Origin of the sequence: Candidatus Hecatella orcuttiae (assembly GCF_002009985.1) — an archaeon.
Taxonomy (GTDB): domain Archaea; phylum Thermoproteota; class Bathyarchaeia; order Hecatellales; family Hecatellaceae; genus Hecatella; species Hecatella orcuttiae.
Window position 1 is genome coordinate 220,487 of the sequence record NZ_MTLX02000005.1, and the last position, 23,148, is coordinate 243,634.

General features: G+C 51.4%; 28 protein-coding genes, 2 tRNA genes and 1 CRISPR repeat array. Of the genes, 19 read left to right on the top strand and 11 right to left on the bottom strand.

Annotated elements, in window-relative coordinates; translation table 11 throughout:
* The first annotated feature begins 24 nt into the window (after positions 1-24).
* From BWM17_RS04025 to BWM17_RS04040, 4 genes are all read left to right on the top strand, one after another.
* Positions 25-1,353 (top strand): Nre family DNA repair protein, encoded by a 1,329-nt coding sequence (locus BWM17_RS04025; protein ID WP_309492645.1) that lies wholly within the window; start codon positions 25-27, stop codon positions 1,351-1,353.
* Between the two features lie 7 nt (positions 1,354-1,360).
* Positions 1,361-2,209, top strand: a complete 849-nt coding sequence (locus tag BWM17_RS04030) for an SPL family radical SAM protein (RefSeq protein ID WP_309492646.1) — start codon at positions 1,361-1,363, stop codon at positions 2,207-2,209.
* A complete protein-coding gene (locus BWM17_RS04035) occupies positions 2,206-3,357 on the top strand; it encodes a site-2 protease family protein (RefSeq protein WP_309492647.1) in 1,152 nt (383 codons plus the stop codon). The genes BWM17_RS04030 and BWM17_RS04035 overlap by 4 nt, the downstream gene beginning before the upstream one ends.
* Positions 3,358-3,435: 78 nt before the next feature.
* Positions 3,436-3,861: a 30S ribosomal protein S12 gene (locus tag BWM17_RS04040; protein ID WP_309492649.1), complete on the top strand. Its 426-nt coding sequence runs from the start codon at positions 3,436-3,438 to the stop codon at positions 3,859-3,861.
* Between the two features lie 9 nt (positions 3,862-3,870).
* Here the strand turns inward: BWM17_RS04040 and BWM17_RS04045 are convergent, their stop codons facing one another.
* The gene (locus BWM17_RS04045) at positions 3,871-4,455 is read right to left on the bottom strand and encodes a 30S ribosomal protein S7 (RefSeq protein WP_309492650.1); all 585 of its coding nucleotides are present in this window, start codon (positions 4,453-4,455) and stop codon (positions 3,871-3,873) included.
* A gap of 205 nt (positions 4,456-4,660) precedes the next feature.
* Between BWM17_RS04045 and tuf the strand changes: the two genes are divergently transcribed.
* The 3 genes from tuf to BWM17_RS04060 all read left to right on the top strand — a co-directional run bounded on the left by tuf (position 4,661) and on the right by BWM17_RS04060 (position 6,563).
* Entirely contained in the window at positions 4,661-5,959 is a 1,299-nt protein-coding gene (tuf, locus tag BWM17_RS04050) for a translation elongation factor EF-1 subunit alpha (RefSeq protein ID WP_309492651.1), read from the top strand.
* A 28-nt stretch (positions 5,960-5,987) separates the two neighbouring features.
* Positions 5,988-6,299 (top strand): 30S ribosomal protein S10, encoded by a 312-nt coding sequence (gene rpsJ / locus BWM17_RS04055; protein WP_309492652.1) that lies wholly within the window; start codon positions 5,988-5,990, stop codon positions 6,297-6,299.
* A 102-nt stretch (positions 6,300-6,401) separates the two neighbouring features.
* The gene (locus BWM17_RS04060; RefSeq protein WP_309492653.1) at positions 6,402-6,563 is read left to right on the top strand and encodes a hypothetical protein; all 162 of its coding nucleotides are present in this window, start codon (positions 6,402-6,404) and stop codon (positions 6,561-6,563) included.
* A 42-nt stretch (positions 6,564-6,605) separates the two neighbouring features.
* On the opposite strand, the gene BWM17_RS04065 is transcribed toward BWM17_RS04060, so the two are convergent.
* The 4 genes from BWM17_RS04065 to BWM17_RS04080 form a co-directional block, all read right to left on the bottom strand.
* On the bottom strand, positions 6,606-6,956 hold the full coding sequence (locus tag BWM17_RS04065; protein ID WP_309492654.1) for a PadR family transcriptional regulator: 351 nt from the start codon (positions 6,954-6,956) through the stop codon (positions 6,606-6,608).
* Positions 6,957-7,005: 49 nt separating this feature from the next.
* Positions 7,006-7,656, bottom strand: a complete 651-nt coding sequence (locus tag BWM17_RS04070; RefSeq protein ID WP_309492655.1) for a hypothetical protein — start codon at positions 7,654-7,656, stop codon at positions 7,006-7,008.
* A 160-nt stretch (positions 7,657-7,816) separates the two neighbouring features.
* Positions 7,817-8,021: transfer RNA gene (locus tag BWM17_RS04075), tRNA-Tyr, on the bottom strand.
* A gap of 43 nt (positions 8,022-8,064) precedes the next feature.
* A complete protein-coding gene (locus tag BWM17_RS04080) occupies positions 8,065-8,244 on the bottom strand; it encodes a hypothetical protein (protein ID WP_309492656.1) in 180 nt (59 codons plus the stop codon).
* Positions 8,245-8,352: 108 nt separating this feature from the next.
* On the opposite strand from BWM17_RS04080, the gene BWM17_RS04085 reads away from it, so the two are divergent.
* Both BWM17_RS04085 and BWM17_RS04090 read left to right on the top strand, forming a co-directional pair.
* Positions 8,353-8,498: transfer RNA gene (locus tag BWM17_RS04085), tRNA-Asp, on the top strand.
* A gap of 241 nt (positions 8,499-8,739) precedes the next feature.
* On the top strand, positions 8,740-9,777 hold the full coding sequence (locus tag BWM17_RS04090) for a site-specific integrase (RefSeq protein ID WP_309492657.1): 1,038 nt from the start codon (positions 8,740-8,742) through the stop codon (positions 9,775-9,777).
* A gap of 61 nt (positions 9,778-9,838) precedes the next feature.
* Here BWM17_RS04090 and BWM17_RS04095 read toward each other — a convergent pair whose 3' ends face one another.
* The 4 genes from BWM17_RS04095 to BWM17_RS04110 all read right to left on the bottom strand — a co-directional run bounded on the left by BWM17_RS04095 (position 9,839) and on the right by BWM17_RS04110 (position 12,214).
* The gene (locus tag BWM17_RS04095) at positions 9,839-10,162 is read right to left on the bottom strand and encodes a hypothetical protein (protein ID WP_309492658.1); all 324 of its coding nucleotides are present in this window, start codon (positions 10,160-10,162) and stop codon (positions 9,839-9,841) included.
* Between the two features lie 128 nt (positions 10,163-10,290).
* Positions 10,291-11,043, bottom strand: a complete 753-nt coding sequence (locus BWM17_RS04100; RefSeq protein ID WP_309492659.1) for a hypothetical protein — start codon at positions 11,041-11,043, stop codon at positions 10,291-10,293.
* Complete coding sequence (locus tag BWM17_RS04105) at positions 11,006-11,236, bottom strand: hypothetical protein (protein WP_309492660.1); 231 nt, start codon at positions 11,234-11,236, stop codon at positions 11,006-11,008. Before BWM17_RS04105 ends, BWM17_RS04100 begins: the two co-directional genes overlap by 38 nt.
* 81 nt (positions 11,237-11,317) lie before the next feature.
* Positions 11,318-12,214, bottom strand: a complete 897-nt coding sequence (locus tag BWM17_RS04110; protein ID WP_309492661.1) for a hypothetical protein — start codon at positions 12,212-12,214, stop codon at positions 11,318-11,320.
* Between the two features lie 589 nt (positions 12,215-12,803).
* On the opposite strand from BWM17_RS04110, the gene cas10 reads away from it, so the two are divergent.
* The 8 genes from cas10 to BWM17_RS04150 all read left to right on the top strand — a co-directional run bounded on the left by cas10 (position 12,804) and on the right by BWM17_RS04150 (position 21,624).
* A complete protein-coding gene (gene cas10 / locus BWM17_RS04115; protein WP_309492662.1) occupies positions 12,804-14,540 on the top strand; it encodes a type III-B CRISPR-associated protein Cas10/Cmr2 in 1,737 nt (578 codons plus the stop codon).
* 63 nt (positions 14,541-14,603) lie between these two features.
* Positions 14,604-15,104, top strand: coding sequence for a hypothetical protein (locus tag BWM17_RS04120; protein ID WP_309492663.1), 501 nt, complete (start codon positions 14,604-14,606; stop codon positions 15,102-15,104).
* Positions 15,105-15,132: 28 nt separating this feature from the next.
* The gene (gene csx7, locus BWM17_RS04125) at positions 15,133-15,819 is read left to right on the top strand and encodes a type III CRISPR-associated RAMP protein Csx7 (RefSeq protein WP_309493722.1); all 687 of its coding nucleotides are present in this window, start codon (positions 15,133-15,135) and stop codon (positions 15,817-15,819) included.
* Positions 15,810-17,006 carry an RAMP superfamily CRISPR-associated protein gene (locus tag BWM17_RS04130; protein ID WP_309492664.1) on the top strand — a complete coding sequence of 399 codons (1,197 nt, stop codon included), beginning with the start codon at positions 15,810-15,812 and terminating at the stop codon, positions 17,004-17,006. The genes csx7 and BWM17_RS04130 overlap by 10 nt, the downstream gene beginning before the upstream one ends.
* Before the next feature lie 285 nt (positions 17,007-17,291).
* Positions 17,292-18,797: a CRISPR direct-repeat array (repeat unit 37 nt; unit sequence GTTTCAATGACTCAAAAGAAGAGGAGACTACAGAAAC).
* Between the two features lie 205 nt (positions 18,798-19,002).
* Entirely contained in the window at positions 19,003-20,193 is a 1,191-nt protein-coding gene (locus BWM17_RS04135) for a TIGR02710 family CRISPR-associated CARF protein (RefSeq protein ID WP_309492665.1), read from the top strand.
* 344 nt (positions 20,194-20,537) lie between these two features.
* The gene (locus BWM17_RS04140; protein ID WP_309492666.1) at positions 20,538-20,714 is read left to right on the top strand and encodes a hypothetical protein; all 177 of its coding nucleotides are present in this window, start codon (positions 20,538-20,540) and stop codon (positions 20,712-20,714) included.
* Positions 20,715-20,898: 184 nt separating this feature from the next.
* Positions 20,899-21,447 (top strand): hypothetical protein, encoded by a 549-nt coding sequence (locus BWM17_RS04145; protein WP_309492667.1) that lies wholly within the window; start codon positions 20,899-20,901, stop codon positions 21,445-21,447.
* Positions 21,448-21,453: 6 nt separating this feature from the next.
* Positions 21,454-21,624: a hypothetical protein gene (locus BWM17_RS04150; protein WP_309492668.1), complete on the top strand. Its 171-nt coding sequence runs from the start codon at positions 21,454-21,456 to the stop codon at positions 21,622-21,624.
* Between the two features lie 39 nt (positions 21,625-21,663).
* Here the strand turns inward: BWM17_RS04150 and BWM17_RS04155 are convergent, their stop codons facing one another.
* Positions 21,664-21,834, bottom strand: coding sequence for an AbrB/MazE/SpoVT family DNA-binding domain-containing protein (locus BWM17_RS04155; RefSeq protein WP_309492669.1), 171 nt, complete (start codon positions 21,832-21,834; stop codon positions 21,664-21,666).
* Between the two features lie 93 nt (positions 21,835-21,927).
* On the opposite strand from BWM17_RS04155, the gene BWM17_RS04160 reads away from it, so the two are divergent.
* On the top strand, positions 21,928-22,338 hold the full coding sequence (locus BWM17_RS04160; protein WP_309492670.1) for a hypothetical protein: 411 nt from the start codon (positions 21,928-21,930) through the stop codon (positions 22,336-22,338).
* On the opposite strand, the gene BWM17_RS04165 is transcribed toward BWM17_RS04160, so the two are convergent.
* The gene (locus BWM17_RS04165) at positions 22,307-22,657 is read right to left on the bottom strand and encodes a hypothetical protein (protein WP_309492671.1); all 351 of its coding nucleotides are present in this window, start codon (positions 22,655-22,657) and stop codon (positions 22,307-22,309) included. The genes BWM17_RS04160 and BWM17_RS04165 overlap by 32 nt on opposite strands.
* Positions 22,658-22,830: 173 nt before the next feature.
* On the opposite strand from BWM17_RS04165, the gene BWM17_RS04170 reads away from it, so the two are divergent.
* The gene (locus BWM17_RS04170; protein ID WP_309492672.1) at positions 22,831-23,043 is read left to right on the top strand and encodes a hypothetical protein; all 213 of its coding nucleotides are present in this window, start codon (positions 22,831-22,833) and stop codon (positions 23,041-23,043) included.
* Positions 23,044-23,148 lie beyond the last annotated feature (105 nt).

Consider the following 23,148-nt stretch of genomic DNA (forward strand, 5'->3'; position numbering starts at 1 on the left):
AAGCGTTATCAATGTTGTAGTAGGATGGTATCTTTAGAGAAAAGTTGGCTGAGTGCCTACCTACCTTATTCTGAAGAGGAAAGACGGAGGATAGGGGAATTTCTCAAGGTCCGTGTTCCCAGCTACGGGTCCCTATGCTTGCACTGCAAAGGAGGCAGAATGCTCTGCGGGAAAAGCTGCTGCCCCCTCATCGTCAAAGCTGAGAAACTGCTCGGCCAACTTAGAAGCATCGACTCGGAGAAGATTCAAGGGTCCACTCCTCCCAGCGTCTTCGTGGGGAGAATAGGCTACCCCAAGGTTTACGTAGGCCCTCTCATCCCTCCCTTCCATGGAGATACGGCTTTCTTGGACACTCCTGAAACTTGGATTGGAAGGGGACTGGAGGACATCGTAAACTTCAGAAGCACCCTAGTCAGGGGGAAGTTCCCCGTCAGCGCAGACCAGCCTCTCAGGGGAGGCAGCCTCTTCGAGAAACTTCAGGAAATGGCCTTGGCAGCAAGGCCTGTGGACGCGGAGGCCCTTTTCGCCCAGAAGCCTCAGGGAGCCATCGTCCTGAGCGATGAAGTTCAACCCTTCGGGCCCTCTGCGCCTCTCAGGGCTTTCTGGCTTTCAAACGTCCACGCGGACAGGGTCGTGGAGAAATGCTACTACGATGACGATTTAAAGGCGGGGGAGGCTGTGCTTCAACTTTATCGGGACGGGGTTCCTGTTTCAAAGATCCAGCGCTGCTTCAGTTTGGGCATGTTCGGGGACAAGGGTAGACGGCGGGTGGTGCCAACCCGGTGGAGCATCACGGCAGTGGACGAAGCGATTTCCCTCAGCTTGCTCCGAGAGGTGCGGCGGTATCCGCCCGTCGGCGAGTACAGGGTTTACGCCTTCAAAAACTTGGACAACATCTTCACCGCTATCTTTCTCCCCGAAGCTTGGAGCTTCGAATGGATCGAAGCTTGGTTCCCTGGGACGGTTTGGAACCCTCAAGGCCGGGAGCCGGAGCTGATGGGGGACTATGAAGGATTCAGGGGGAGAACAACCTACGCTGATGTGGGCGGCTGCTACTACGCGGCTAGGCTGGCGGCGGCTGAAGCCCTCAGCCGAGAGCGAAGACAGGCGAAAGTTCTGATCCTGCGGGAGATCCGCAACGGTTACCTTCTCCCCGTGGGGGTTTGGAATGTGAGGGAAAGCGTCCGGCAGGCCTTGAAGACCCAGCCTCATAAATTTGCCAGCTTCCTGGAGGCTCTCGATTTTGCCATGAGAAACCTGTCTGTCCCCCTCAAGGCTTGGCTTCCTAGGAGCGTCATTCTCCGGCAGGCGCTGTTTCAGAGGAAGCTGGCTGATTTTTCACCCCAAGGCTGAGCAGCCCATGAGCTTCGCTGAATACGTCTGGACCCTATGCCAAAGGGCCCTCTCCCCGAGTGGTCTGCCGGGTTTAAGCTATGCTCTCAACCCTTACCAAGGCTGTGAGCATGGCTGCCTTTACTGTTATTCTCCCAGCCTTTTGGGGGACAAGGCCTTAGCCCAACGTTGGGGAAGCCTCATCAGAGTTAAGGAAAACGTGGCGGAGAAACTTCAAGAAGACCTAAGGAAAAAACGCAGAGGCCAAGTAGGGGTGGGCACCGTCACCGACCCTTACCAGCCCTTAGAAGCCCGCCTAGGGCTCACCCGTCGATGTCTGGAGCTTCTCTCCGCCTACAGGTTCCCCGTTTCCATTCAAACCAAGTCCCCCCTAGTTTTGAGGGACTTAGACCTGCTGAGGCAAGGAAGGTTCGACGTGGGCTTCACCCTGACGGCTGTGAACGAGTCAGCCCGAAGCCTTGAGCCCAAGGCACCGAGCCCTGAGGCTAGGCTTCAAGCCCTCGAAAGCCTAGCATCCGAGGGAGTGGAGACCTGGATTTTCCTAGGCCCCATCATTCCCTTTGTCAACGACGACGAAGCCAACCTCAGCTGCATTGTGAAAGCGGCAGCGTCCACCAAGAGCTCCCTCATCTATGACAGGCTGAGGCTGCACCCCGGAGTTTTGGAATCCCTCAGAGTTTTCCTCGAGGAAGTGAAGCCGAGTTTAGCCGAGCAGGTGCCCCGCCTGCTTTCCACCCGCAGCGCCTATTGGCGGGAGGTGGAGGGGAAAATTCAGAAACTCTGCCGATGGGAAGGCGTCCGCTGCGAGCCGGCCTTTCCTCCGCGTCCCCGAGAGTCTAAGCTTTTAAACTATTGAAGGACAAGCTTCACCGTGGGGAAGACCCAATGTCGCTGCGGGTGGGGAAAATCATCGGGGTGGAGATAAAGCTTCACTACACTTGGTTCGTAATCTTCACCCTCGTCACCTGGACGCTGGCCCAAGGTTATATGCCCCGACAGTACCCCGGGCTGTCCCCAGCCCTCTACTGGGTTATAGGGGCAACGGCCGCCGTCATCCTCTTCGCCTCAGTTCTGTTCCATGAGCTGTGCCATTCCTACGTGGCCAAGAGGCAGGGCCTTTCCGTCCCAGCGATAACCCTCTTCCTTTTCGGAGGGGTCTCCCAGATCGCGGAGGAGCCGCCCAATCCCGACTTCGAGTTCAAGATGGCTCTCGTAGGCCCGCTGTCCAGCTTCGGCTTGGCTGCTCTGCTGGGGGTGGCGTGGTATGGGGCCCTTGGACTGAATCTGAAGCCTGAACTTGTGGCTCCTCTGCAGTACGGTGCTCTGATAAACGTTTTGCTGGGGGTCTTCAACCTCATCCCAGCCTTTCCCTTGGACGGGGGGCGTCTTCTCCGCGCTAAGGTTTGGAAGTGGAAGGACGACCTTGTGGCTGCGACGAGGCTTTCAGTGAAGGTGTCAGAGGGCTTCGCCTACGCCTTGATGTTCACCGGCTTTTTGGTCATTCTTTTCGGAGCGTGGATAGGCGGCTTGTGGCTGATATTCATAGGATGGTTTCTGCGAAACGGAGCTGAAGCCAGTTTAAGGCAGACCATCATAGGTCAGGCTCTCTCCGACGTGGTTGTGGGAAACGTCATGACCCCTCAGGTTGTGGCAGTGGAACCTCACCTAACAGTGGAAAAGGTGGTGGAAGAGTATTTTTACAGGTATAAGCACGGGGGTTTCCCTGTGGTTCAAGGAGGCAGATTCGAGGGAATGGTCACGGTGCACGATGTTCGGAAATTTCCTAAGGAAAGCTGGAGGGGGCTCTCGGTCAGGGACATTATGACTCCCGCAGAGAGGATTATATCTGTTAAGCCTGACGAGCCGGCTGTAGAGGCTATGATCAAGCTTTCCCGCCATGATGTAGGCCGGCTGCCTGTCTTGAAAGAAGGCCGAATAGTAGGCATCATCACCCGCAGTGACCTTATGAAGGTGATAAAAACAAGAACCGCGCTGAGGCTTTGAGGCAGCGTCTTCAAACAAGCTTATATAGAATTTGTTCTTGATCATACCGGTTCAGCCAAAAGCCTTCAAGGTGCTACAATGCCAGGAGAGTTCGCTGCTAGAAAGCTGAGGCTTAAACGGAAGAAAACCCGGTGGAGCGACCGAGCTTACCGACGGAGGATGCTGGGCCTCGACATAAAGTCCGACCCTTTAGAAGGAGCCCCAATGGGCCGGGGTATCGTCCTGGAAAAGGTGGGCATTGAAAGCCGCCAGCCCAACAGCGCTGTGAGGAAATGCGTTCGAGTTCAACTCATCAAAAACGGCCATGTGGTTTCAGCCTTCCTCCCCAGAGACGGAGCCCTCAACTTCATCGATGAACACGACGAGGTTATAATTACAGGAATAGGCGGCCCTAGGGGTAAAGCCTACGGAGACCTGCCGGGAGTCCGCTATCAGGTTTTGACGGTGAACGGAGTAGCCCTCAAGGAGCTTATTTCCGGCAAAAAGCAGAAACCCTCTCGTTAAGAGAGACTTTCACCGGGAAGCTAGGGCTATTCTCTCCTGCTCGTTTCTTTTGGCCACTGCGTAGCTGCGGCTGTCTTTTTGAGCTGCAAGGATTAGCTCTTCCGCCAAGCATTCATCTACTGTTCGAATGTTTCCCATGGCCGCTTTTCTAGCTCCCTCAGCTAAGAACCTTAGGGCTAGGTCTACCCTCCGCTGAGGGGACACGTCCACGGCCACATGGTAGACGATGCCTCCGTAGCTTATCCGGGTGGTGTCCTCGCAGGGGGCTGCGTTTTCGACGGCTCGAACCAGAATCTCTATGGGATTTCTCCCAGTCTTGAGGGCTATGATTTCGAAGGCGTTCTTAACTACTTGGATTATCCTAGCTTTTTTCCCAGCGTTTTTACCGGGGCGCATTAGGTGGTTTACAAGCCTTTCTACGATGGAGATTTCTGATTTCTTGAAGCGTTGAGCCTCGTGTTTTCCGCTGGAGTGGGGGATGGTTACCGGCTTTAAATTAATGTATTTGCTGAGGCCCATGTCCTCTACTTTGATGCCTTCGAAGCTCCATTTACCGAAGAGTTTTGCCTCCTGTACCGCTGTTTTCTCGCTCAACTGCCACCCACGCTTAGAGTTTTTCTCTTTTTGAAGGGATAGCTCCCAGATTTAAACGTTTTCCGGGCTGGAAGACAGAGTTCTCCCACGGGAGAGGGCGACCTCTGGAAGAAAAGCTTTATAAATGTATGGAAAAACTAGATGATTGCAATACGCATGGAGGAGTCTAGAGCACTCACGAAAAAGGAGAAATGGAGGAGTAATCATGCCTGAGAAACCACATCTCAACATGGTCATAGTTGGACATGTAGACCATGGGAAATCCACCTGCATGGGTCACATCCTGTACCTGAAAGGAGTAATCAGCGAAAGGGAAATAAAAGAATACGCTGAAGAATCGCAGAAAACAGGAGCAGGCGACACCTTCAAATTCGCCTGGGTCATGGACCGCCTCAAAGAAGAACGGGAACGAGGGGTCACCATCGACCTATACTACACCAAGTTCGAAACCGACAAATACTCCTTCACCATCATCGACGCCCCAGGCCACAGGGACTTCATCAAGAACATGATCACCGGAGCCAGCCAAGCGGACTGCGCCCTCCTAGTTTCCTCCGCCCGGAAGGGAGAGTTTGAAGTAGGAGTGGAAGCAGGAGGCCAGACTAGGGAGCACGCCTTCCTTCTCAGAACCCTAGGCATTACCCAGCTTACCGTGGCGGTGAACAAAATGGATGACGCTTCGGTTAACTGGAGTCAAACGAGGTTCGAAGAGTGCAAAAAGCAGCTGGAGTATCTGCTGAAGACCGTGGGCTTCGATGTTTCCAAAGTCCCCATCGTTCCGGTTTCAGGTTGGACTGGGGATAACCTCGACAAACTCAGCGATAAGATGCCTTGGTACAAGGGGCCCACGCTGGTGGAGACCTTCGACTACTTCGAGGTTCCGCCCAAACCTGTGGATAAGCCGTTGAGGATTCCGGTGCAGGATGTGTACACCATTACAGGCGTAGGCACCGTTCCCGTGGGCAGGGTGGAAACCGGTGTCCTTAAGGAAGGCGACACCATCGTGTTCATGCCGGCGAACGTGAAGGGAGAGGTCAGAACCATAGAAACCCACCATGTTAAGATTCCCCAAGCGCTTCCCGGCGACAACATCGGCTTTAACGTTCGAGGAATATCTAAAGGCGACATCAGGAGAGGGGAAGTAGGCGGACATCCGTCGAATCCTCCGAAGGTAGCCAAAGAATTCATAGGACAAATCATCGTAGTTTACCATCCCACGTCCATAGCCCAAGGCTACACACCTGTCCTTCACGCCCACACAGCCCAGATAGCCTGTAAGTTCACAGAACTCATCAGGAAGATCAACCCCAGAACCGGGGAAACCGTCGAGGAGAAGCCGGCCTTCCTGAAAACCGGGGACGGAGCTCTGGTCAGGCTCACACCGGTTAAACCCGTCGCCTTGGAAGTCTACTCCGACATACCGCAACTAGGCAGGTTTGCCATCAGAGACATGGGCACCACCATCGCAGCCGGCATCGTCAAAGAAATAACCCAAGCAGGCTAAAATCAACTACAAGACCGGCGTTACTCCGATGGTCCAGAAAGCTAGGATCAGGCTTACAAGCGTCGACTGCCATAAACTTGATGGGGTATGCCGCGAGATCAAAGATATTTCCGGGAAGATCGGCATAAAGATCTCAGGCCCCATTCCTCTCCCCACCAAGAGGATCTTATGCCCAACTAGAAAGACCCCCTGCGGAGAAGGCACGGCCACCTGGGACAGGTGGGAGCTTCGAGTTCACAAACGCCTCATTGAAGTTGAAGCCAATGAAAGATTGATGAAGCGGATCATGCGGATTAAAGTTCCAGACGAGGTCTTTATCGAAATCAGCCTTGTATCTTGAGGCTCTGCTTATTGCGGGAATAGATAAGCGATCTGAATAATGTTTAAATCTTCTTCTTTTTCACAACCTTTATTAACTGAATGACTACGGAATGTGAAGAATTTGCCGAGGCTCATAGCCTTCGTAGTTCTCGTTTCTGAAGAAAACCTACCCCAAGAAGAAAGCAGAGAACCTGAAATGGATTTGAAAAAAGCCCTTGAAAAAATAGACTCTCCCCTAAACTGGAAGCTGAGCTCCTGCCGTGTAGTGGAAAATAAAAACTGAACAGCCTAACTGAATCGCTGTTAGAAGCGTCTCCTCACAGTTTCATATTTTGTCCAGGATTCTTTGGAGGTAGTTCTGAAGGAAGTCGGCGTGCTCACGGCGGGAGGCTTCGAGGACCTCGGCGAACCAGTTTGCTCCCCGCTCGGTTAGATAGAAGGTTTCCCTTCGGCCTTCCCTCCGCCGGCTGACGAGGCCCCGCGCCTCCATGGAGTGCAAAACAGGGTAGACGGTGCCGGGGCTGAGGAGGACGTGCAGTTTGCCGTGGATCTGGGCGATGATGTCGTAGCCCCAGGAAGGCCTCTCCGCCAGCACAGAAGCCACAATGACATCCAAAAAACTCTTAACACAACGCTCCCTAACCAGCAACTCAGTCTGACCCTTCACCCCCTTCACAAAAGATCACCCCCTTCAAAGGAAGCCCAGATGGCTGAGGTTTCGAATGTCATACCGCAGACCTAACCTCTCGGGAAGTTTTCTCGGAGCTGAGGGGGAGTGTTTTCTCGGGGAGGAAAGGTACTCCTGAGCTGGGATTTCCCTCTTTCCCCAGCCTCTGTGAGGATGCTGTTTTGGAGGTTTCCACCTCCCTGACGAATCGGAAGCTCTTGTAGAGTTCGCCGCCTTCTCCCCTTACCCAGCGGCTTTCAAACCTTCCTCCGTACTCTTCTTCGATTTTCTCCCTCGCCCTTACCAAACGCCGGTAGAGGGCGTTGTATTTTTTAGCTTGGCTTCCCCGAGAATCAAACCTCTGACCGAAAAAACGCTCTTGAATCTCGAAGATATTGTGCTCAAAATTAGGCTTGGAGGTTATGTAGAGGATCAGGTTTTTCTGCTGGGGGATCTTCTCCTTCAAATCGATTTCTTCCGAAGGCTCGGCTTCAGGTGGTGACGGGGGGCCTCCGCTTGGAAGACTCTCCACCAGATACTTTCCCCCCACCAGCCTCTTTATAACCTCGTTTATCTCGGGCGGTGTTCCGACGCATTCGAAGAAGACTCCCTTGACTTTAAATCGTAATTTGACCGTAAGCCGACACCCGCCTATTTGTTCGCATACATCGTATATAAATCTTTTGTACGATGTACATTCATACTTCATAAAAAAGACAAATCCCCTAGAAAAAGTCCATTTTAAGCCTTTTTCACAGCATGTTTAGCCCTCTTTTTCTAAATGTTCATCGTATGAATTTCCAACATAGAAAACTGACGCTGGCCCTTCCGCGCTTGGAACTCCTTTTCTCGGAAAGACGTAAAAATGGTGGTCCCGCGGGTCGGATTTTCATGGGTGGCTCCCAATTTGAACTCGCCGAGGTGAAGGGTCGTCCTTCGCCTCCCCGACGACACTCCGGTTTCTGTGCGCCTGAAAGGCTGGCAGGCCTATCCAGAGGATAAACCCTACAGCATCTCCTCTTCAAGGCTTTCGCCGTGAAGATCGGAAGCTCTTCCAGGCTGAGCTACCGCGGGACAAGATCAGCAAACAGCCGGTAAACTTATAAGCTTTTAGCCTTCAGGCAGGCGAAGGGGAGCCCACCAGTTTTTCCATCAGAACGACGCAAACCCCTGCACTCGCCATCCGCTTCCTGAGCGCCGAGTCTTGAGGCAGAACCCTAAGGAGCGAATCAACCTCCCAGAGGTCCAAGGCCACAAAATATTCGGGTTTATGCCCTCTCAATCTTAGGATTTTCATATTTATGGTTGGATTATCCAACCATATAAACCTTTCCATAACAAAACCCAAGGCAAGGCTTTTTCCCAGTAAAAATTATATGTTGCCGCTTTAACTTCTAAGGATGACGCCCTGGTAGTATAGGCAGCCGTGATGCGGCTAGGGATACGCCGTATCCGGCTGGTAGAGTCCGGTCTAGTATGTGCGGCTGTTCCGTGGCTTTCCGGAGCCGAATCGCCCGTACGACCCGGGTTCAAATCCCGGCCAGGGCGCCAAACATTTAGTTTAAATCCCAAACATGTCCGATCTTCTATTAGGGCCTTGAAGCCGAGCAGACTCGATGTCTACGACTACGACCGGCGGCTGGAGAGGTACTACGCCAACATCCACCGCCGCCCAGACCTGCTCCCCGCCCACAAGAGGGCCATCCTCGAGTTCGACCGCTGGCTGCAGGGCGGAGGCCTCAGCAAGCCCAGGCGGCTGAAGTACCTCCAGACCCTGCCCCAGGTCGCCAAGATGCTGGGCAAACCCTTCGAGGAGGCCGCCAGAGAGGACCTGAGGAGGGTCGTAGCCCAGCTCGACCGCAACGGCTACACCGGCGAAACCAAGGAGTCCTACAAGGCCGTCATCAAGAGGTTCTACCGTTGGCTGAGGCACGGCGACGACGAGGAGGCAGGCTACCCGCCGGAGGTCCGCTGGATAAAAATCAGGTCCGGCTACGGCGGCAACCGGCTTCCCGAAGACCTGCCCACCGACGAAGAGGTCCGCGCCCTGGCCGAGGCGGCGGGAGGAGACCTCCGAGACCGAGCCTTCGTCGAGCTGCTGGACGACTTCGGAGGCCGCCCCGCGGAGCTGCTGACGCTGCGCCTCCGCCACGTGGTCTTCGACGAGTACGGGGCGGTGGTCTTGGTGGACGGGAAAACCGGCCAACGGCGGGTGCGGGTCATCCAGAGCGCCCCAGCCCTGGCCAACTGGGTCAGCCACCACCCCATGAAGGGCAGGCCTGAGGCGCCCCTGTGGCTGAAGAGGCGGCAGAACGGCGGGTACGGCGGGCCCCTGGACTACGTCGGCGCCAACGCCCTCCTCAAGCGGCTGTGCGAAAAAGCCCGCCTCAGGCGGAGGCTGCGCATGTACGACTTCCGCCACCGCCGGGCCACCAAGTACGCCAACATCCTCACCGAGGAGCAGATGGACGAATACTTCGGCTGGGTGAAGGGCAGCCGCCAGCCCCGCCGCTACGTCCACCTCTCAGGCCGAGACATCGACCCAGCCCTGCTCAGGGCCCACGGCTTCCAGGTTCCCGAAGGCGAAGCCGGCCGCCAGCAGCCGCCCCAGGAGTGCAGCCGCTGCCACGCCAGAAACTCGCCGCTGGCCCGGTTCTGCCACCGCTGCGGCCTGGCCCTGGACCTCCAAGCCGCCCTCGACCATGACAGGAAGACGCCGGGGGACCTCCAAACCCTGAAAGCCGAAGTATCCGCCCTCAAAGAAGAACTGGCCCGGCAGAAGGCCTTCGAGGAATACGTCCTCCAATGTCTGAAAGAAAAAGCCCAGTAAGGTGGCGGCGAAGAGGGCTATAAAGGCCAGAACCGGAGGCCCTGCGGTACTGGGTGGGGTTTTAGGGATTTGGGAGCTGGTTGGTGGTGCATTCTTCCGGGGGTTTGTCGAACCTAACCTTGACTAGTCGGGGTTCTCTAAGGCCGTCTTTGACTCGGCTGTGGTAGGCGACCTCCACCACTATCTTGGGCTGGATGTAGACGTATTCGCGGTCTTCGCCGGTCTTCAGCAGAGGAATCAACTTTGTGATGATCTCTCTCACCTTCCTCTCCAAGCCGCTGGAAACCTTGGAGAGGGGCCTCAAATTCTTATCCTCGTACAAACCCACTAGGTAGCTGTTGAACGGCCCCCCACGCTTGGAGCCGGGCGTCTTAGCCGCGGCCATGATGGCGGCCTTTGGTTAGGTCGACTACGTAAGCGGTTTGAGGGACGTGTCACTGGAGGCAGTCTTTCAGGCCGTAAAAGAGGGCTTGGTCTCGAAGCAACTGACCAAAGAGAAGGTCCTAGAAATCATCAACCGGACTGAGGAAGACCCTCTATGTCCCTGCCCGATTTCTCACCAGCGAATAAAAGAAAGAGGCTCAGACAGCTGAGGCGGCGGATGTGTTCCACTAACCCAAGTAGTTTTTCAGCCTCGGTTCCCCGGTCTATGACAAAGGTTTCTTCGCCTGATTTGAGGGCTATCCTTCCAATGGGATCCCTGAGGGAGGGCAGTTTTCCCCTGCCTTCCACTTCTACCTCAAGCTTCAAGGCTGTGAAGGGTGGGAGGTCGTAGTCTTCATCCCCAACAGAATTCTTGAGCTCCCATTTCACCCTCTCTCCGGTCTGCTGAGCTTCAATTCTGGCGAGGGGGAACAGCTCTTTTTCATAGAGGTACAGTTGGGCGGAAGGGATGTCAACATTGAAAAGCTGATACTTGGCATATCCCCCAATGCGCAGAATCTTCCGGGCGAAGCGGGAAAGCCTTCGACGGTCCGGGACCTCAACCTCTAACACCGTCGACTTCTCCGGGTCCTGCAGTCTTACGTATTTCTGTTCGAACCTGTAGCCTGCAACCGATTTGCTGGCGGCTAGAACCGGAATGAGCTTTTTGAGGTCACATTCCCGGCCTGCAACGTAGACCTTTAGATTCCACCTGTCGACAAGCCTGACGCATCCCCCCTCCTTACGTTTTATCCAGAGAGTCATCTCACCGGGTTGGCTGGGATACAGGTCGATAAGCCAGCCTTCAACCCTTTTGGTCGATTCCACACTTGAGGAGTTCATCCAGCTTAACCCGAAGATCTTTTAGCATTATGTGGTGGGAGAGAAGGATGGACATGAGGAGGGCCTCCGTTATTACCGGCCTAGTGGCCGCGCCAGCAGCTGAGGCGTAAAAGCGGCAGGCGTTGACCATGTCTTGAAAAAGCTCCCGGTCTTCCTTTCTTAGTGCCCTACCGAATCTCTCCCATTTTTTCAACTCTTCCTCTAAGGCTGTCCGGTGGGAGGGTACGGTTCTACCCGTTTTCCATCACCTCAACCGAACGCGGCGCTGAAGATGTTAAGTCTTTCTCCACTTAACCGACCTCCCTCTTTCAGGCTTCTCCAAGGTGGCCGTGTAGCCTGAGCCTTTCTCCGTGATGCGGACCGCGTAGTTGCTTCTCGATAGAAGGTAGGGAGTTAGGGGTATTCTCCGCTCTTGGGAAGGGTGAGGCAGGAGGGTGGCCACTACGACCGCTCTCTTCTCCCTAGCCAGCTGGAAGAGAAACCGGACTGTCTGGTTGAAGAGACTGTGAAGCTCCTCCTTACCCATATAAGGGTCGTAGAAGAGGTTGGCTGCGTCGGAGACGACGATGAGCTTCGCGGAGTGGCTGTCCAGTAGTAGGGGGAGCTTCTCCGTGACGAGAGATACCAGTTGATGGCAGGTGAAGGCCCGAGAAACCCAAACTCCCCTTAGTGCCTCCTGCGGATTTAAGTGAAGCTGGCGGGCAAACTCCGCGACCGCGTAGGGATTGAAAATGTTGCCTCCGTCAAGGAAGACGGCTGGCGATTCCAAGCCGCCTTCATCCTCTGGTAGCTGGGCCCTCACACACAGTAGCTCCGAAAGGGTATGGCATAAGGTAGACCCGTGCAGGGCCGTCAGGCAGCCGGCAGGCAGTCTGCCGATCAGCCTATCTAAGGCCTCAACCCCGAAGCTCAGGGACATCCGCTCTCCCATTAGCAGAGGCCCAGAACTTTCTGAGATATTTTTTGGAAGATCTTCTGAGGTGTAGGAATAGATAGGAGGCGGTATTTTTCTGCACCGGTCAAACCGGATCCTCAGCCCCCCTCCTTCCAGCGGTAGAATTATCCTTGCCTTCTTCAGGTAAATGAGAGCCTTTTTCAAAATCTTCTCTAATGCTCGAATCCATTCCGTCGAGCCTCTGGCGTATCCAACTCCACATACGGTCTTTTTCATCTCTTCTAATCCATGGAAGTGACAATATCCAACGATAAGCCTAGTCAGTTTCTTTCTGATGTAGAAACGGGAAATGGGATCGTCCAATCTGGTAAATAAACAGATGGGTGTCGCTACCTCTTAACCATGAGAGGTTAGCGAAAGTAAGGCGAAACATGTAGCTGGGCGTTCAAAGGCTGTCTAGTTTCACATGTCGAAGGGCTCTGAGAATTTGGTCGATGTCGGCGTAGTTTCTACGGGGGAGGTGTTCGAGCAAAGAGAAGGGTAAATTCTACGCCTATATCTACCAGCATAGAAGCTAACATTGGATGCTTTCACATTTTAAGTCATCTTTAAACATTTTTAGGTAGATAGACGAGTTATATCATGGGAGGTTACTTTTTTGGAAGAACTTTGGTTTTTAAAATTATGCGCTTTGTTGCATGATGTTGGTAAATTAAGGTGTTGGGCTAGAGGCAAAGACTGGTCTGAACATGTCCAGTTTACTTATGAGATGTTAAAAGACGTCCTTGATAAAGAGTTGGCTATTTCAGCCATGAGGCATCACGCTTCAAGGACGTATCATCAAGATTTTCATCCTAAAACCTCTATGGAACATATTGTCCATCTGGCTGATATGGCTGCCTCCGGGGCTGACAGGGTTGAGGAAGCTTATCGGCGGTCTCCGAGACCTAAACCCCCCATAGAACTTTCCTACATTCTATCCAAAGGTTTACGTCGGTTTAGTTTTAATGCAGAGGAGCTGGAAGAGGTTTCGGCTGAGGTTTTAAAAACTTTGGAGACAAACAAGGAATTACTACATTCAGACATCCAGGCCGGTTATAGAAGGCTGTTTGAGGAGCTTTGTAACGGTCGTCTTTCTCAAATACCGGCTTATACTCAACCTCCCATAAATGATACTGACCTTTTCAGCCACATGAAGCTTACGGCAGCCATAGCCACATGCATATTTCTTTCAGGCTTCCAGCCCGGAAAGGAATTAGAGAACTACGAATTTGTCTTAGTTAGGGGTGATGCGGACAGGGTTCAAAACTACCTCAATTCCTCCAAACGTCTGCCAGATTTGACGGCTGGAAGCAGAATTATAAAGGAGGCAACAGAGGCATCGGCCAACGTTTTCGAGGAGAGGCTTGGTCCCGACTGTGTTCTTTATCGAGGCGGGGGGAATTTTTTGGCTTTATCACCACCTTTGATAGCGGAGGGGCTTCGACGGAGTTCCGAGAAAGCTTTTGAGGATTTGTCCCATGGGCAGCTTTCTATCACAATTATTTTAAAATCTTGTGTGGGCGCGGAGCTACAGAATTTCGGTAAAATTTGGGAGGACTCCTATTGGAGCTTACGAGAGAGAAAAACTGGTAGACCACTTTTAGGGTTTAAACCCATCACCCCTCAGTCTGAGCCCTGCGCGGTCTGCGGAGTTGAGCTTGGAACTTTTTCAGGGAGATATAAAGCGGCTGTGGATTCCTATCCTAGATTGGAGTTTCTTTGTGAAAAGTGTCTTAAAAGAAGACAGCTTGGAGAGGAGCAGAGAGGTATAGACATTGACGGCTTGGTTAGGGCGGATGAGGAGAGTGGAGGGAAAGGATTTATCGGTATCCTGAAGATGGACGGAGACCATGTGGGTAAAGTGTTCTCTGGTAAAAAACTCAAAGAAGACTATAGTAAAAATGCAACTCCTGCTAGGCTGGCTTCGTTTAGCAGGTTTCTTCACGGAACTTTTGAGTCTGAGTTGAGAGAGTTGGTTGAGAAGAGTGGGGGAAGAACTGTTTACGCTGGTGGAGACGATCTCTTAGCTATTCTACTCGGAGGTAAGGTTTTCGATGTAGCCTTGGAGGCTGAGAGGGTATTTAGAAGAAAGACTGGTTTAACCTTATCTGCGGGTGTAGTTCTCGCTAAAAAGGGTTATCCGATCTACTTAGCTTTAGAAGCCGTTTCTAAGCTTTTAGACAATGCTAAGACTGCAGGTAGGAGTCGGTTGGACTACGAAATAGTTTGGAGCATCAGCTACACGGAGCAGGACTTATCTTTAGAGGGTAGCAGTAAGAGGCGACTAAGGCTTTCAGGCAGACCTTACAGCTGGGAAGCTCTAACGGAAATGTTAGACTTGGTGAGAAGGTTAAGAGAGAAGACGCCTTCAACCCAGCTCAGGGAGTTAAGCCGTCTAATCCAAGCAGAGAAGACCTTTGCTAAGGACGCTGCAGAGTTCTATTTGAGAAGACAGTTTGCTCGGGAGGTAATTAGTTGGGAGGAAATGGGTTGGCTGAAAAGCTTGGTAGAGAGGAGTATGCTTTTGGATGTGCTTGAACTTTTAAAAGTTATAACATAGCTTAACATAGAGAATGGGGTGTGAGAAATTTCTGAGTTGAACATTTACCATGAAGCAAACAGGTTGGCTGAGGAAGCCGCGAAGTCTGATGTTAGGAAAGGGCAGCTGGAGCAGCTTGCACGTTATGCAGAGACCCATGATAAGGAAGGCATTCTTTTCTGGATTAGGAAGCAGGTGACAAGGGAAAGTGGAGGGCGACCCTTACTCAGCTTGGACTTCGCTTCCAAGTTGGAAGACCTCTTAGGTAGGGCTGTCCCTCGTATTTTTTCTAAAATTGTCGGAGTAGCGGCGGATTATTTAGATTGGAAGCTTCGTGAGAAGGATATAGAAATTGTTGGGCGGCGTCGGGGAGAAATCGATAAAGTAGTGAGGGAGCAACTCAGCTTGAGGAGGCTTCGGTTTGGCGGGTCTAAGCTTTTCATGGACCGTGATGGGTTTAGGCTTAGTGTCAACGTTGAGGGTAGAGTTCCCGACAGGGGTAGGCTGGCTTCGGAAATAGTTGGCGAGGTAAAGCGGAGAGTTCCTGAATTGAGGTACGTAAACCTGAAAGTTTGGTTTGAATAAAAGAGAAAGGAGGTGAAAGGTTAGATTGGTGTTTGAAAAACTGGATAAAAGACTGATCCTAGAGGGGGAAATCGAAGCCTTAACAGCGTTGCATGTAGGCTCGGGGAAGGCTGAGTTTGAGGAAACCGTGGACCTTCCGGTGTTGAAAGACCCTAAGGGAAACCCCTACGTGCCGGGGTCTTCCTTGAAGGGTAGAGTTCGCTCTGAAGCTGAAAGGTTGGCTAGGTCTATGGGTTATGCAGTATGCGAAGCTCCAACTGTGGAGTCGATGTGCGGGTCGAAAGCTAAGGGAGAGGAAAGTCTTTGTATAATTTGCAAAATCTTCGGTACGGCTGGTATGAAGGGTGGAGTTTCTAGGGCGAGTAAAGTGAAGTTTAGGGATGCCCATCTGGTTGGCGGCTTGGAGAATCTGCTTAGGAGGACAGGTATAGCCTTGGACAGAGAGACAGGCACCGTGAAGCCTGGGGCTCTGTATAGCTTGGAGGCTGTTCCGGCTGGTAGTCGTTTCAGCTTGGAAATTGTGGCTGAGAACTTGACCGATGAGGAGCTTGGGTTGTTGAAGGCTGCTTTGAGGTCGGTGGAGGATAGTGCTTTAGGCGGGCAGTCTTCTCGGGGGCTTGGTAAGGTTCGTATCCGGGTGGACAGGGCTAGGGTTAGGACTGCGGAGTTCTATGTAGGGAAGGCTTCGGAGGAAGTTGTTGAACCGTGGAAATAAGAGAACAGGCCTTGGGGTGCTTTGTGATTAGGGGTACGGTGAAAGCTCAGAGTCCTCTCCATTTGGGGGCTGAGCCGAGGCTTGGAGTGGTTAAGGGAACCAAGGTTTACATTCCGGGCTCAATGCTCAGGGGAGCAGTGGGTTTAGCTTTGGCTAGGGCTGTTTGCGTTAAACCTGAGTATGCTAAGAGGCATGAGGAATGTCCGAGTCGAGAGGATTGTGACTACTTCCAGCTTTTCCAGGATGAGGGGAATAGGGCTTCAGAGGTTTTCTTCAGGAACGCCTATCCTAGGCATGAGGGTTGCGTTGGAGGTGGAATATACTACCCTACTCCGCGAACTTTCTTTGTCTGCGAGGATTGTGGGGAGACAAGGTTTAACGGCTTTAATCCTCCTAAAGAATGCCCAAAATGCAGGGGTGTCCTTAAGCCTTATGAGGGCTATATTTGCTCTGTTTGCGGACATATTGCAAGGGCTCCGGTAAACTTGGCACGGATCACGAGGACAGCTATAGACCGGCGTCGCTATGCCGCAGCTATGATTAGGTTGCCTGGTGAGGCTGAACCTTTTGGCACTCTTCACAGCCGAGATGTGGTTGCTCAAGGTACTTGTTTTGGTTTGGAGGTTGTGGTAGGCTCTAAGGCTGAACCCTGTTTAAAGGCTTTGACTTCAACTCTAGAGAAGGCTCTGCCCGACGAGGGTTTGGGGGGAGGTAGAAGCCGGGGGTTTGGCAGGGTTTCTGTTAAGATCAGCGAGGTTAGTCGTCTAGATGCGGGAAGGTTTGAGGATAGAGCTTCGAAGCTTAACTCAGCGGATTTCGCCATAAGGCTTGTTTCAGATGCTCTGCTGGAGGGGTTAGACTTGTCAGGTCAGACTTTGGTGGCTGCGGCTAGGAGGGCTTATACTTGGATTTTCAAGGAGGGCGCTCCTAGACTTCCCAGTGTTAAGCTGATAGACCGAAGGGTAGGTGAAGGTAGATTTAGCGGTTGGAGGCTAAAGGAGGACAGGAGAAGAGAGGTTTTGCCCACTGTAGCGGCTGGAAGCGTCTTCAGGTATAGATCTGATGGGGTTGAAGTGTTCAGTAAGGCTTTGGCGGCTTTAGAGGTCTTGGCTGTGGGAGGCTTTAAGCCCATGGGCCTAGGCCAGCTCAGGGTTAAAAATATGTCAGGAGACTCCTTAGAGGAGTAGAGAGGAACTGAGTTCTAGGTGGAGGTGGTGAAGGGCGTAAAGGGCTGGGCTGCCAACCCGGCATCGCCATACTCAGTTAATAATTGGTGAAGATGCTTGGAAGGATGAAGGGTCAATATTTCTGAAGTCATGGAAAATGTAGGTCGATGATTCTTCTGTGGGAGAGGCGGGTGAAACTGTGAACAGCGTTAAATACCCTCTGCCGGTTTTCCGTCGTTCGCGAAGGCTTGATGTAAAGAGACTGTTCACCGAAGAGTAGAAAGAAAACGCTGAAAAATACTCCCAGTTTCAATGACTCAAAAGAAGAGGAGACTACAGAAACTTGGAAGATTTTTTCGCCTTGCTGTCTTTGCTGGTAGTTTCAATGACTCAAAAGAAGAGGAGACTACAGAAACTAGGAATGAAATTTTCCATTTTAAAATTTGTAAATGTTTCAATGACTCAAAAGAAGAGGAGACTACAGAAACATCGGCGACCTGATACAGGACAGCGAAGGAAACTTCTGTTTCAATGACTCAAAAGAAGAGGAGACTACAGAAACAAGCCAATACGTGAAGGTAGCAACGATTAACGCTAAAGTTTCAATGACTCAAAAGAAGAGGAGACTACAGAAACCGTGGAAAAACGCTACGCCCTACCTGCGGGCAGAGGCAGTTTCAATGACTCAAAAGAAGAGGAGACTACAGAAACGCAAAAGCCAAAATAGTTCCATCTACTGGAAATTTAGTTTCAATGACTCAAAAGAAGAGGAGACTACAGAAACGAGCAGTCATAAGAATTTCCTCGACTGCATTATTAAGGGTTTCAATGACTCAAAAGAAGAGGAGACTACAGAAACTCAAGTTTTTTTAAGATTAAATGTTCTTTCAAATCCAGTTTCAATGACTCAAAAGAAGAGGAGACTACAGAAACAGTGAATCACAAGCGTGAACCCATACTTTACAAACATGTTTCAATGACTCAAAAGAAGAGGAGACTACAGAAACACCATAACCAAGAAGAATTAAAAAAATTATATGTGTGTTTCAATGACTCAAAAGAAGAGGAGACTACAGAAACCTATACCATAATTAGCCGCTTCGAGCATAAAATCATGTTTCAATGACTCAAAAGAAGAGGAGACTACAGAAACATCACTTCCCCGAATTTTTCGGCCTGGCGGGTGGAAGGTTTCAATGACTCAAAAGAAGAGGAGACTACAGAAACTTTTGTCATCTTTCCTTCCCATTTTTATTTTATAGTTGTTTCAATGACTCAAAAGAAGAGGAGACTACAGAAACTAAAGGATACGGCTACAGAATTAACCAGTCTAGTCGTTTCAATGACTCAAAAGAAGAGGAGACTACAGAAACCATGGGAGAGAGGGGGGGAATTTCATTCTTTCCACCTGTTTCAATGACTCAAAAGAAGAGGAGACTACAGAAACCCGTGATCCTTACTCGGATGTCGAAGGGTTTGTTTGGTTTCAATGACTCAAAAGAAGAGGAGACTACAGAAACTTATCTCTCTTTGCTGAACCCGTTTATAGTAATCATGTTTCAATGACTCAAAAGAAGAGGAGACTACAGAAACCCCAAAAAGGCATCTTCCGTATCCCATTCGGCGCCACGTTTCAATGACTCAAAAGAAGAGGAGACTACAGAAACTTTTTTCGCTTCGGTTAAGTTTTCTGCCGAACCGAGTTTCAATGACTCAAAAGAAGAGGAGACTACAGAAACTTACAGTAGGGCGTTTGTATAACCCAGCATAGGCCGGTTTCAATGACTCAAAAGAAGAGGAGACTACAGAAACTCTTAGTGGGCTTTAAGAATGTCTTTTGTCTCAGCTAAGTTTCAATGGCTCAAGAAGGAAAAAAATGGAAAACGTGCTGCTCGAAGAAAAAAGGACGATAGTATTCGCTGATAGGTCTCACCTGTCTTATTGTCAGTTTCGTTAATTCCAAGAAACTTTTTTAGCATATTATGAGGCGTTATCTTCACAAGAAGGTCGTAAACCTATGAAAAAAGCACTTATAATTCCGATTGGCACCGGCGCCAAGCCAACCTCAGAAGCTGTGGAAAGTCTAGCTCACGGAATAACCTACAGCATCCAAGCAAGTCACCCAGATATGGTCTACTTCATAGTAACCCGGGAAAGCAAGAAGCTTACCCTACCCCATATCCTCCAGAAAATAGGCGCTCAAAATTATGAAACCATAGAAATCGAAGACCCGGATAACATTCAAAACATCTACGAAACCTTAAACCAAAAATTCAGAGAAATCAGACAAACCTACCCAATCCTCTCCGTGGATTATACTTCAGGAACAAAGGCTATGACAGGGGCACTAATCATACTTGGAACCTTCCATGAGGCTGACAGCTTAAACTACGTGACAGGCAAACGAGTAGGAGGAATAGTCCAAAAAGGAACCGAAAGAATAAACCACATCAGACCCTACTTTGCTATCTTAGAAAAGAAACTATCCACAGCAAAAAAATTCTTCAACCAATGTCAATATGACGCCGTGCTAACCATAATCCAAGAAATAGAAAAGGCTACCGCGGACCCCCGAATCCACCAATCCATAACCGACCTAAAAGCCCTAGCCAACTCCTACTCGGCATGGGATAAGTTCGACCACTCCACAGCCTTCAACCACCTAAAAACCGTGAAAGACCCCCTCTGCAACCAGAACAAAAGCTTCCTCGGAAGATTACTCCACACTCAAGAAAACGAACCCTACCTCATTGCAGATCTCATAAACAACGCAAGAAGGAGAGGGGATATAGAAAAGAAATACGACGACGCCGTCGCCAGACTATACCGAACCCTAGAATTTCTAACCCAATACGAACTAAAAAGAAGATACTCCCTCAACGCTGGTAATCTACCCATAGAAGAGGTGCCTCAAGACCTGAGAAAGGAATGGGGGGTGCAAGGTCGGGAACAAAAAATCAAGATAGGACTCAACAAAACCTGCCAACTCCTAGCCGAGAAACGAAATCATTTTGGAAAACAACTCACCGAAGATAAGGAGCTACTTAACCTCCTTTCCAAGAGAAACAACTCCATCCTGGCCCATGGAACTGAACCCGTTGACCAGAAAACCTACCTAAAACTTCTTCAAAAAACCATACACTATGCTTCTCAAGTCATACCAAACCTAGAAAACCTAATCCAAGACTCCACCTTCAACCGGCTTTAAGGGAATAATCAGCCTAACCGCCCATCTAGCAAGGAAGAAGCTCCGCGAGGTCTACCACCACGTAGTCTACGATGCAACCCCTAACCCGACTACGCGAAGAGTTTTTCCCCTCAATCGTTTACTAATTTTTTAATATCAAGGGAATAGTAGAAATCTCACCCTCCCCTGACAACTCCTGTTTCGTGCAACAGACCGGCGATGGTTTCGTTACGACTCTGAAAACGTCTCAGTTGAAAAGCTACCCGATATAAGACTAGATCGACCTAGGGGAGGCCGCGGAGGACCGGAGGCGGAAGCTGGTCAGGCCGCTGACCTCCGGCAGCGAGGGCAGCCTCTTCGCCGACATGAAGGGGAAAATCTACCGCGACTATCAGCCCAGCCGACTGGAGGCCTGGCTGGAGAAGGCCGCTGAAAGGGCGAAGCAGGAAGGCGGCAGCCTGAAAATCAGGGTGGGCCCCGAGGAGCTTCCCCCCGAAGACTTCTCCTACCGGTACTTCACAGAATGGGTTAGGGAGGGCTGAGCAATAAAAAGAGAAAGAAAGAACCAAAGAAAGAGAAAAACAACCAACCCAGCAATAGTTCCCAGCCTTCACCACACTAGAATATTCAAAACGGGGTTGTGTATTTTTCACCACACTAGTAGTACTAGTGTGGTGAACATTAGATACTTGTTATTGAATTATCTCGTACTTCTAGGTGGTTTTAATGCCGTACTTCTTCAATAAACCTCTTACCCGTGCTTTGATGTTGCTCGGCGCCAAACTGGGCGGGTTGACATTGTGGGAACTGGTCCCCCTGGTCCTCAAGCAACGGCTGGTGCAGGAGGGGTTTCTCCTACCAGAAGAGGACTGTCTTCACGAAAACGTGTATGAAACCCAGCATAGTAGGGTGAAAAAAATCGTCTGCCTGGACTGCGCTCAGGAATTCGCCTCCGAGGCTGTTTGGCGTCAGGCTAAGGAGGAGGCTCGGGAGCGTCTGCTGCCGCCCTTACCGGAGGACTTTCCCTTAACCAAAGGCCACAGGTGGGACATGAAAGCCAAACGGTGCACCGTCTGCGGCTTGGAGTGGGAAAACTACGACACTGCCGCTCCCAAGGAGGACCCTTACCGCTATGTATGCCCGCCCTGGCGCCGGGTCTTGGAGCGCATGGACGCCCGGAAGAGGGCTGAGAAGGGGCGGTCGGAGCCGCAGGAGCCGAAGGTCAAAGTCTACGGTAAACCGCCTCCGGTGGACGAATTCTTGGAGGGCGAGTGACCCCCTATGGCCCCGCTGACCGTGGCAGACCTGACCGTTCTCCCCTGGACCCGGGAAGCCAGAGACTACGTGGCCGGGAGAGGCTACACCCTCCAAGACTTCGCCTCCCCAAAGCTCGCCCCCATCCTTCAGCGCGCAGCCCAGAAGGTCAGAGAAGCCTCCGACTTCAACAAGTAACTCATTCGCTACTTGAAAAATCGGGTCCTTCTAGCCTGGTTAGGATTCAGTACTCTTTGTTAAGATTAGCCTGCTATCTTCTGCTAGGAAGACGAGTATATCTCCCTCTTTCAGAGCGAATCTTTCCCTGACCCTCTTTGGGAGGGTAAGTTGGAATTTGTAAGTGAGCTTGCTCATCCCCAAAATTTCTTTCCTTACATTCTTGGACAATAAGTGATCCCCTTGAGAAAAAGGAAACGAGGATGAGAGTCATAAGATGAGCCAAGGAAAATACATAAATTCTTGGAAAGTAAGGAATGTAATATGAAAAACAAAGAAAGCAAGCCTCAATATTCAAAAATCTCGCTCAAAGTTATTAAGCGTCTGAGAAAGTTTGGCCACCCTAAAGCTGAACAGGTTCTAAAAGCTCTCGGATTTAAAATAACCTATGAAAAAGACATTAGCTCAAAACCTTACGACTTCATAGCGGAGAAAAATGGTGCAACCTACTATATCGACGCCAAAGTTCCATTGAAACGTTGTAGCATCAGCATCTCAGAACTAAAGGGGATGGACCAGATTAGCCGGCGGGGAATACCCCTCTATCTGTTCATACTGCCTGACAGCAGTTATTTACTTTTTAAACTTGAAGCCTCGACGAGTATGGCCAAGGCGTCACGAAGTAAACAAAAAATAAATAAGTTTAACTCTTCAGCCTCGGCCGCCTCCGCTTGACCTGCAAGACGCCCTGCACGTAGCCTGCTCCATGCACGTACTTGACCTTCCGACCCTCCCTTGCCCACGTCCGCCTGTCTATGCTGTCAATCTTCAGCCACCGCTCCGTGCACCGGCCGCACAGCCCCCGCTCCAGCAGCCCTCCGCACCGCCGGGCCAGCCTAGCCCACCAGTCGCCCCAGTGCCGCTCCTGCTTGTAGGCTACGCCGCAGACCTCGCAGACCAGCTGCACGACGACCGCTCCTCCGAATCCTGCCGTTGCCATGCCTGCCATCTCCGAATAAGGCTTTGCTGAGAACATATTTAAACTTCCTACCACCTTAAGCCTTCTTTTTCAAAAACAGGCCTTAATAAAGGCCCTAGAGCCAAAAGAAACGGTATATTTAAATATCTTCTCAGCAAAACCCTTTTTGAAGAAGGTCTCAAAGGGGGTGTTTTTGTGCGTTTCAAGGCGGCAGCGGAGCGGCTTTTCGAAGCCCTAGGCGGCGACGAGTGGGCCGCGGAGCAGGTGCGCATCTGGCTGGCCCTCAGGAACGGGCGGAACTAGGCCGGGCAGCCCCCGGCTTAGCCGCAGTCCGGCGTGAAGAGGCCGGAGAAGGAATGACCACCCGGAGAAGCCTGACCGGCAGGGGGGCTCAGGTTCCGGGTGCAACCGTGCCCTTGAGAGGCACAGGCCGGGTGGGGCGACCCCCGGGGCTGAGCTGAAAAGGCTGTGAACCCGGGGGCGGAAGTACAGGGAACCTTGAAGCCTCCCCGGAGGCCCGAGGCCGGCGGTAGAGCCGACGGCCTGTGAGCGGCTGAGGGGAGGCT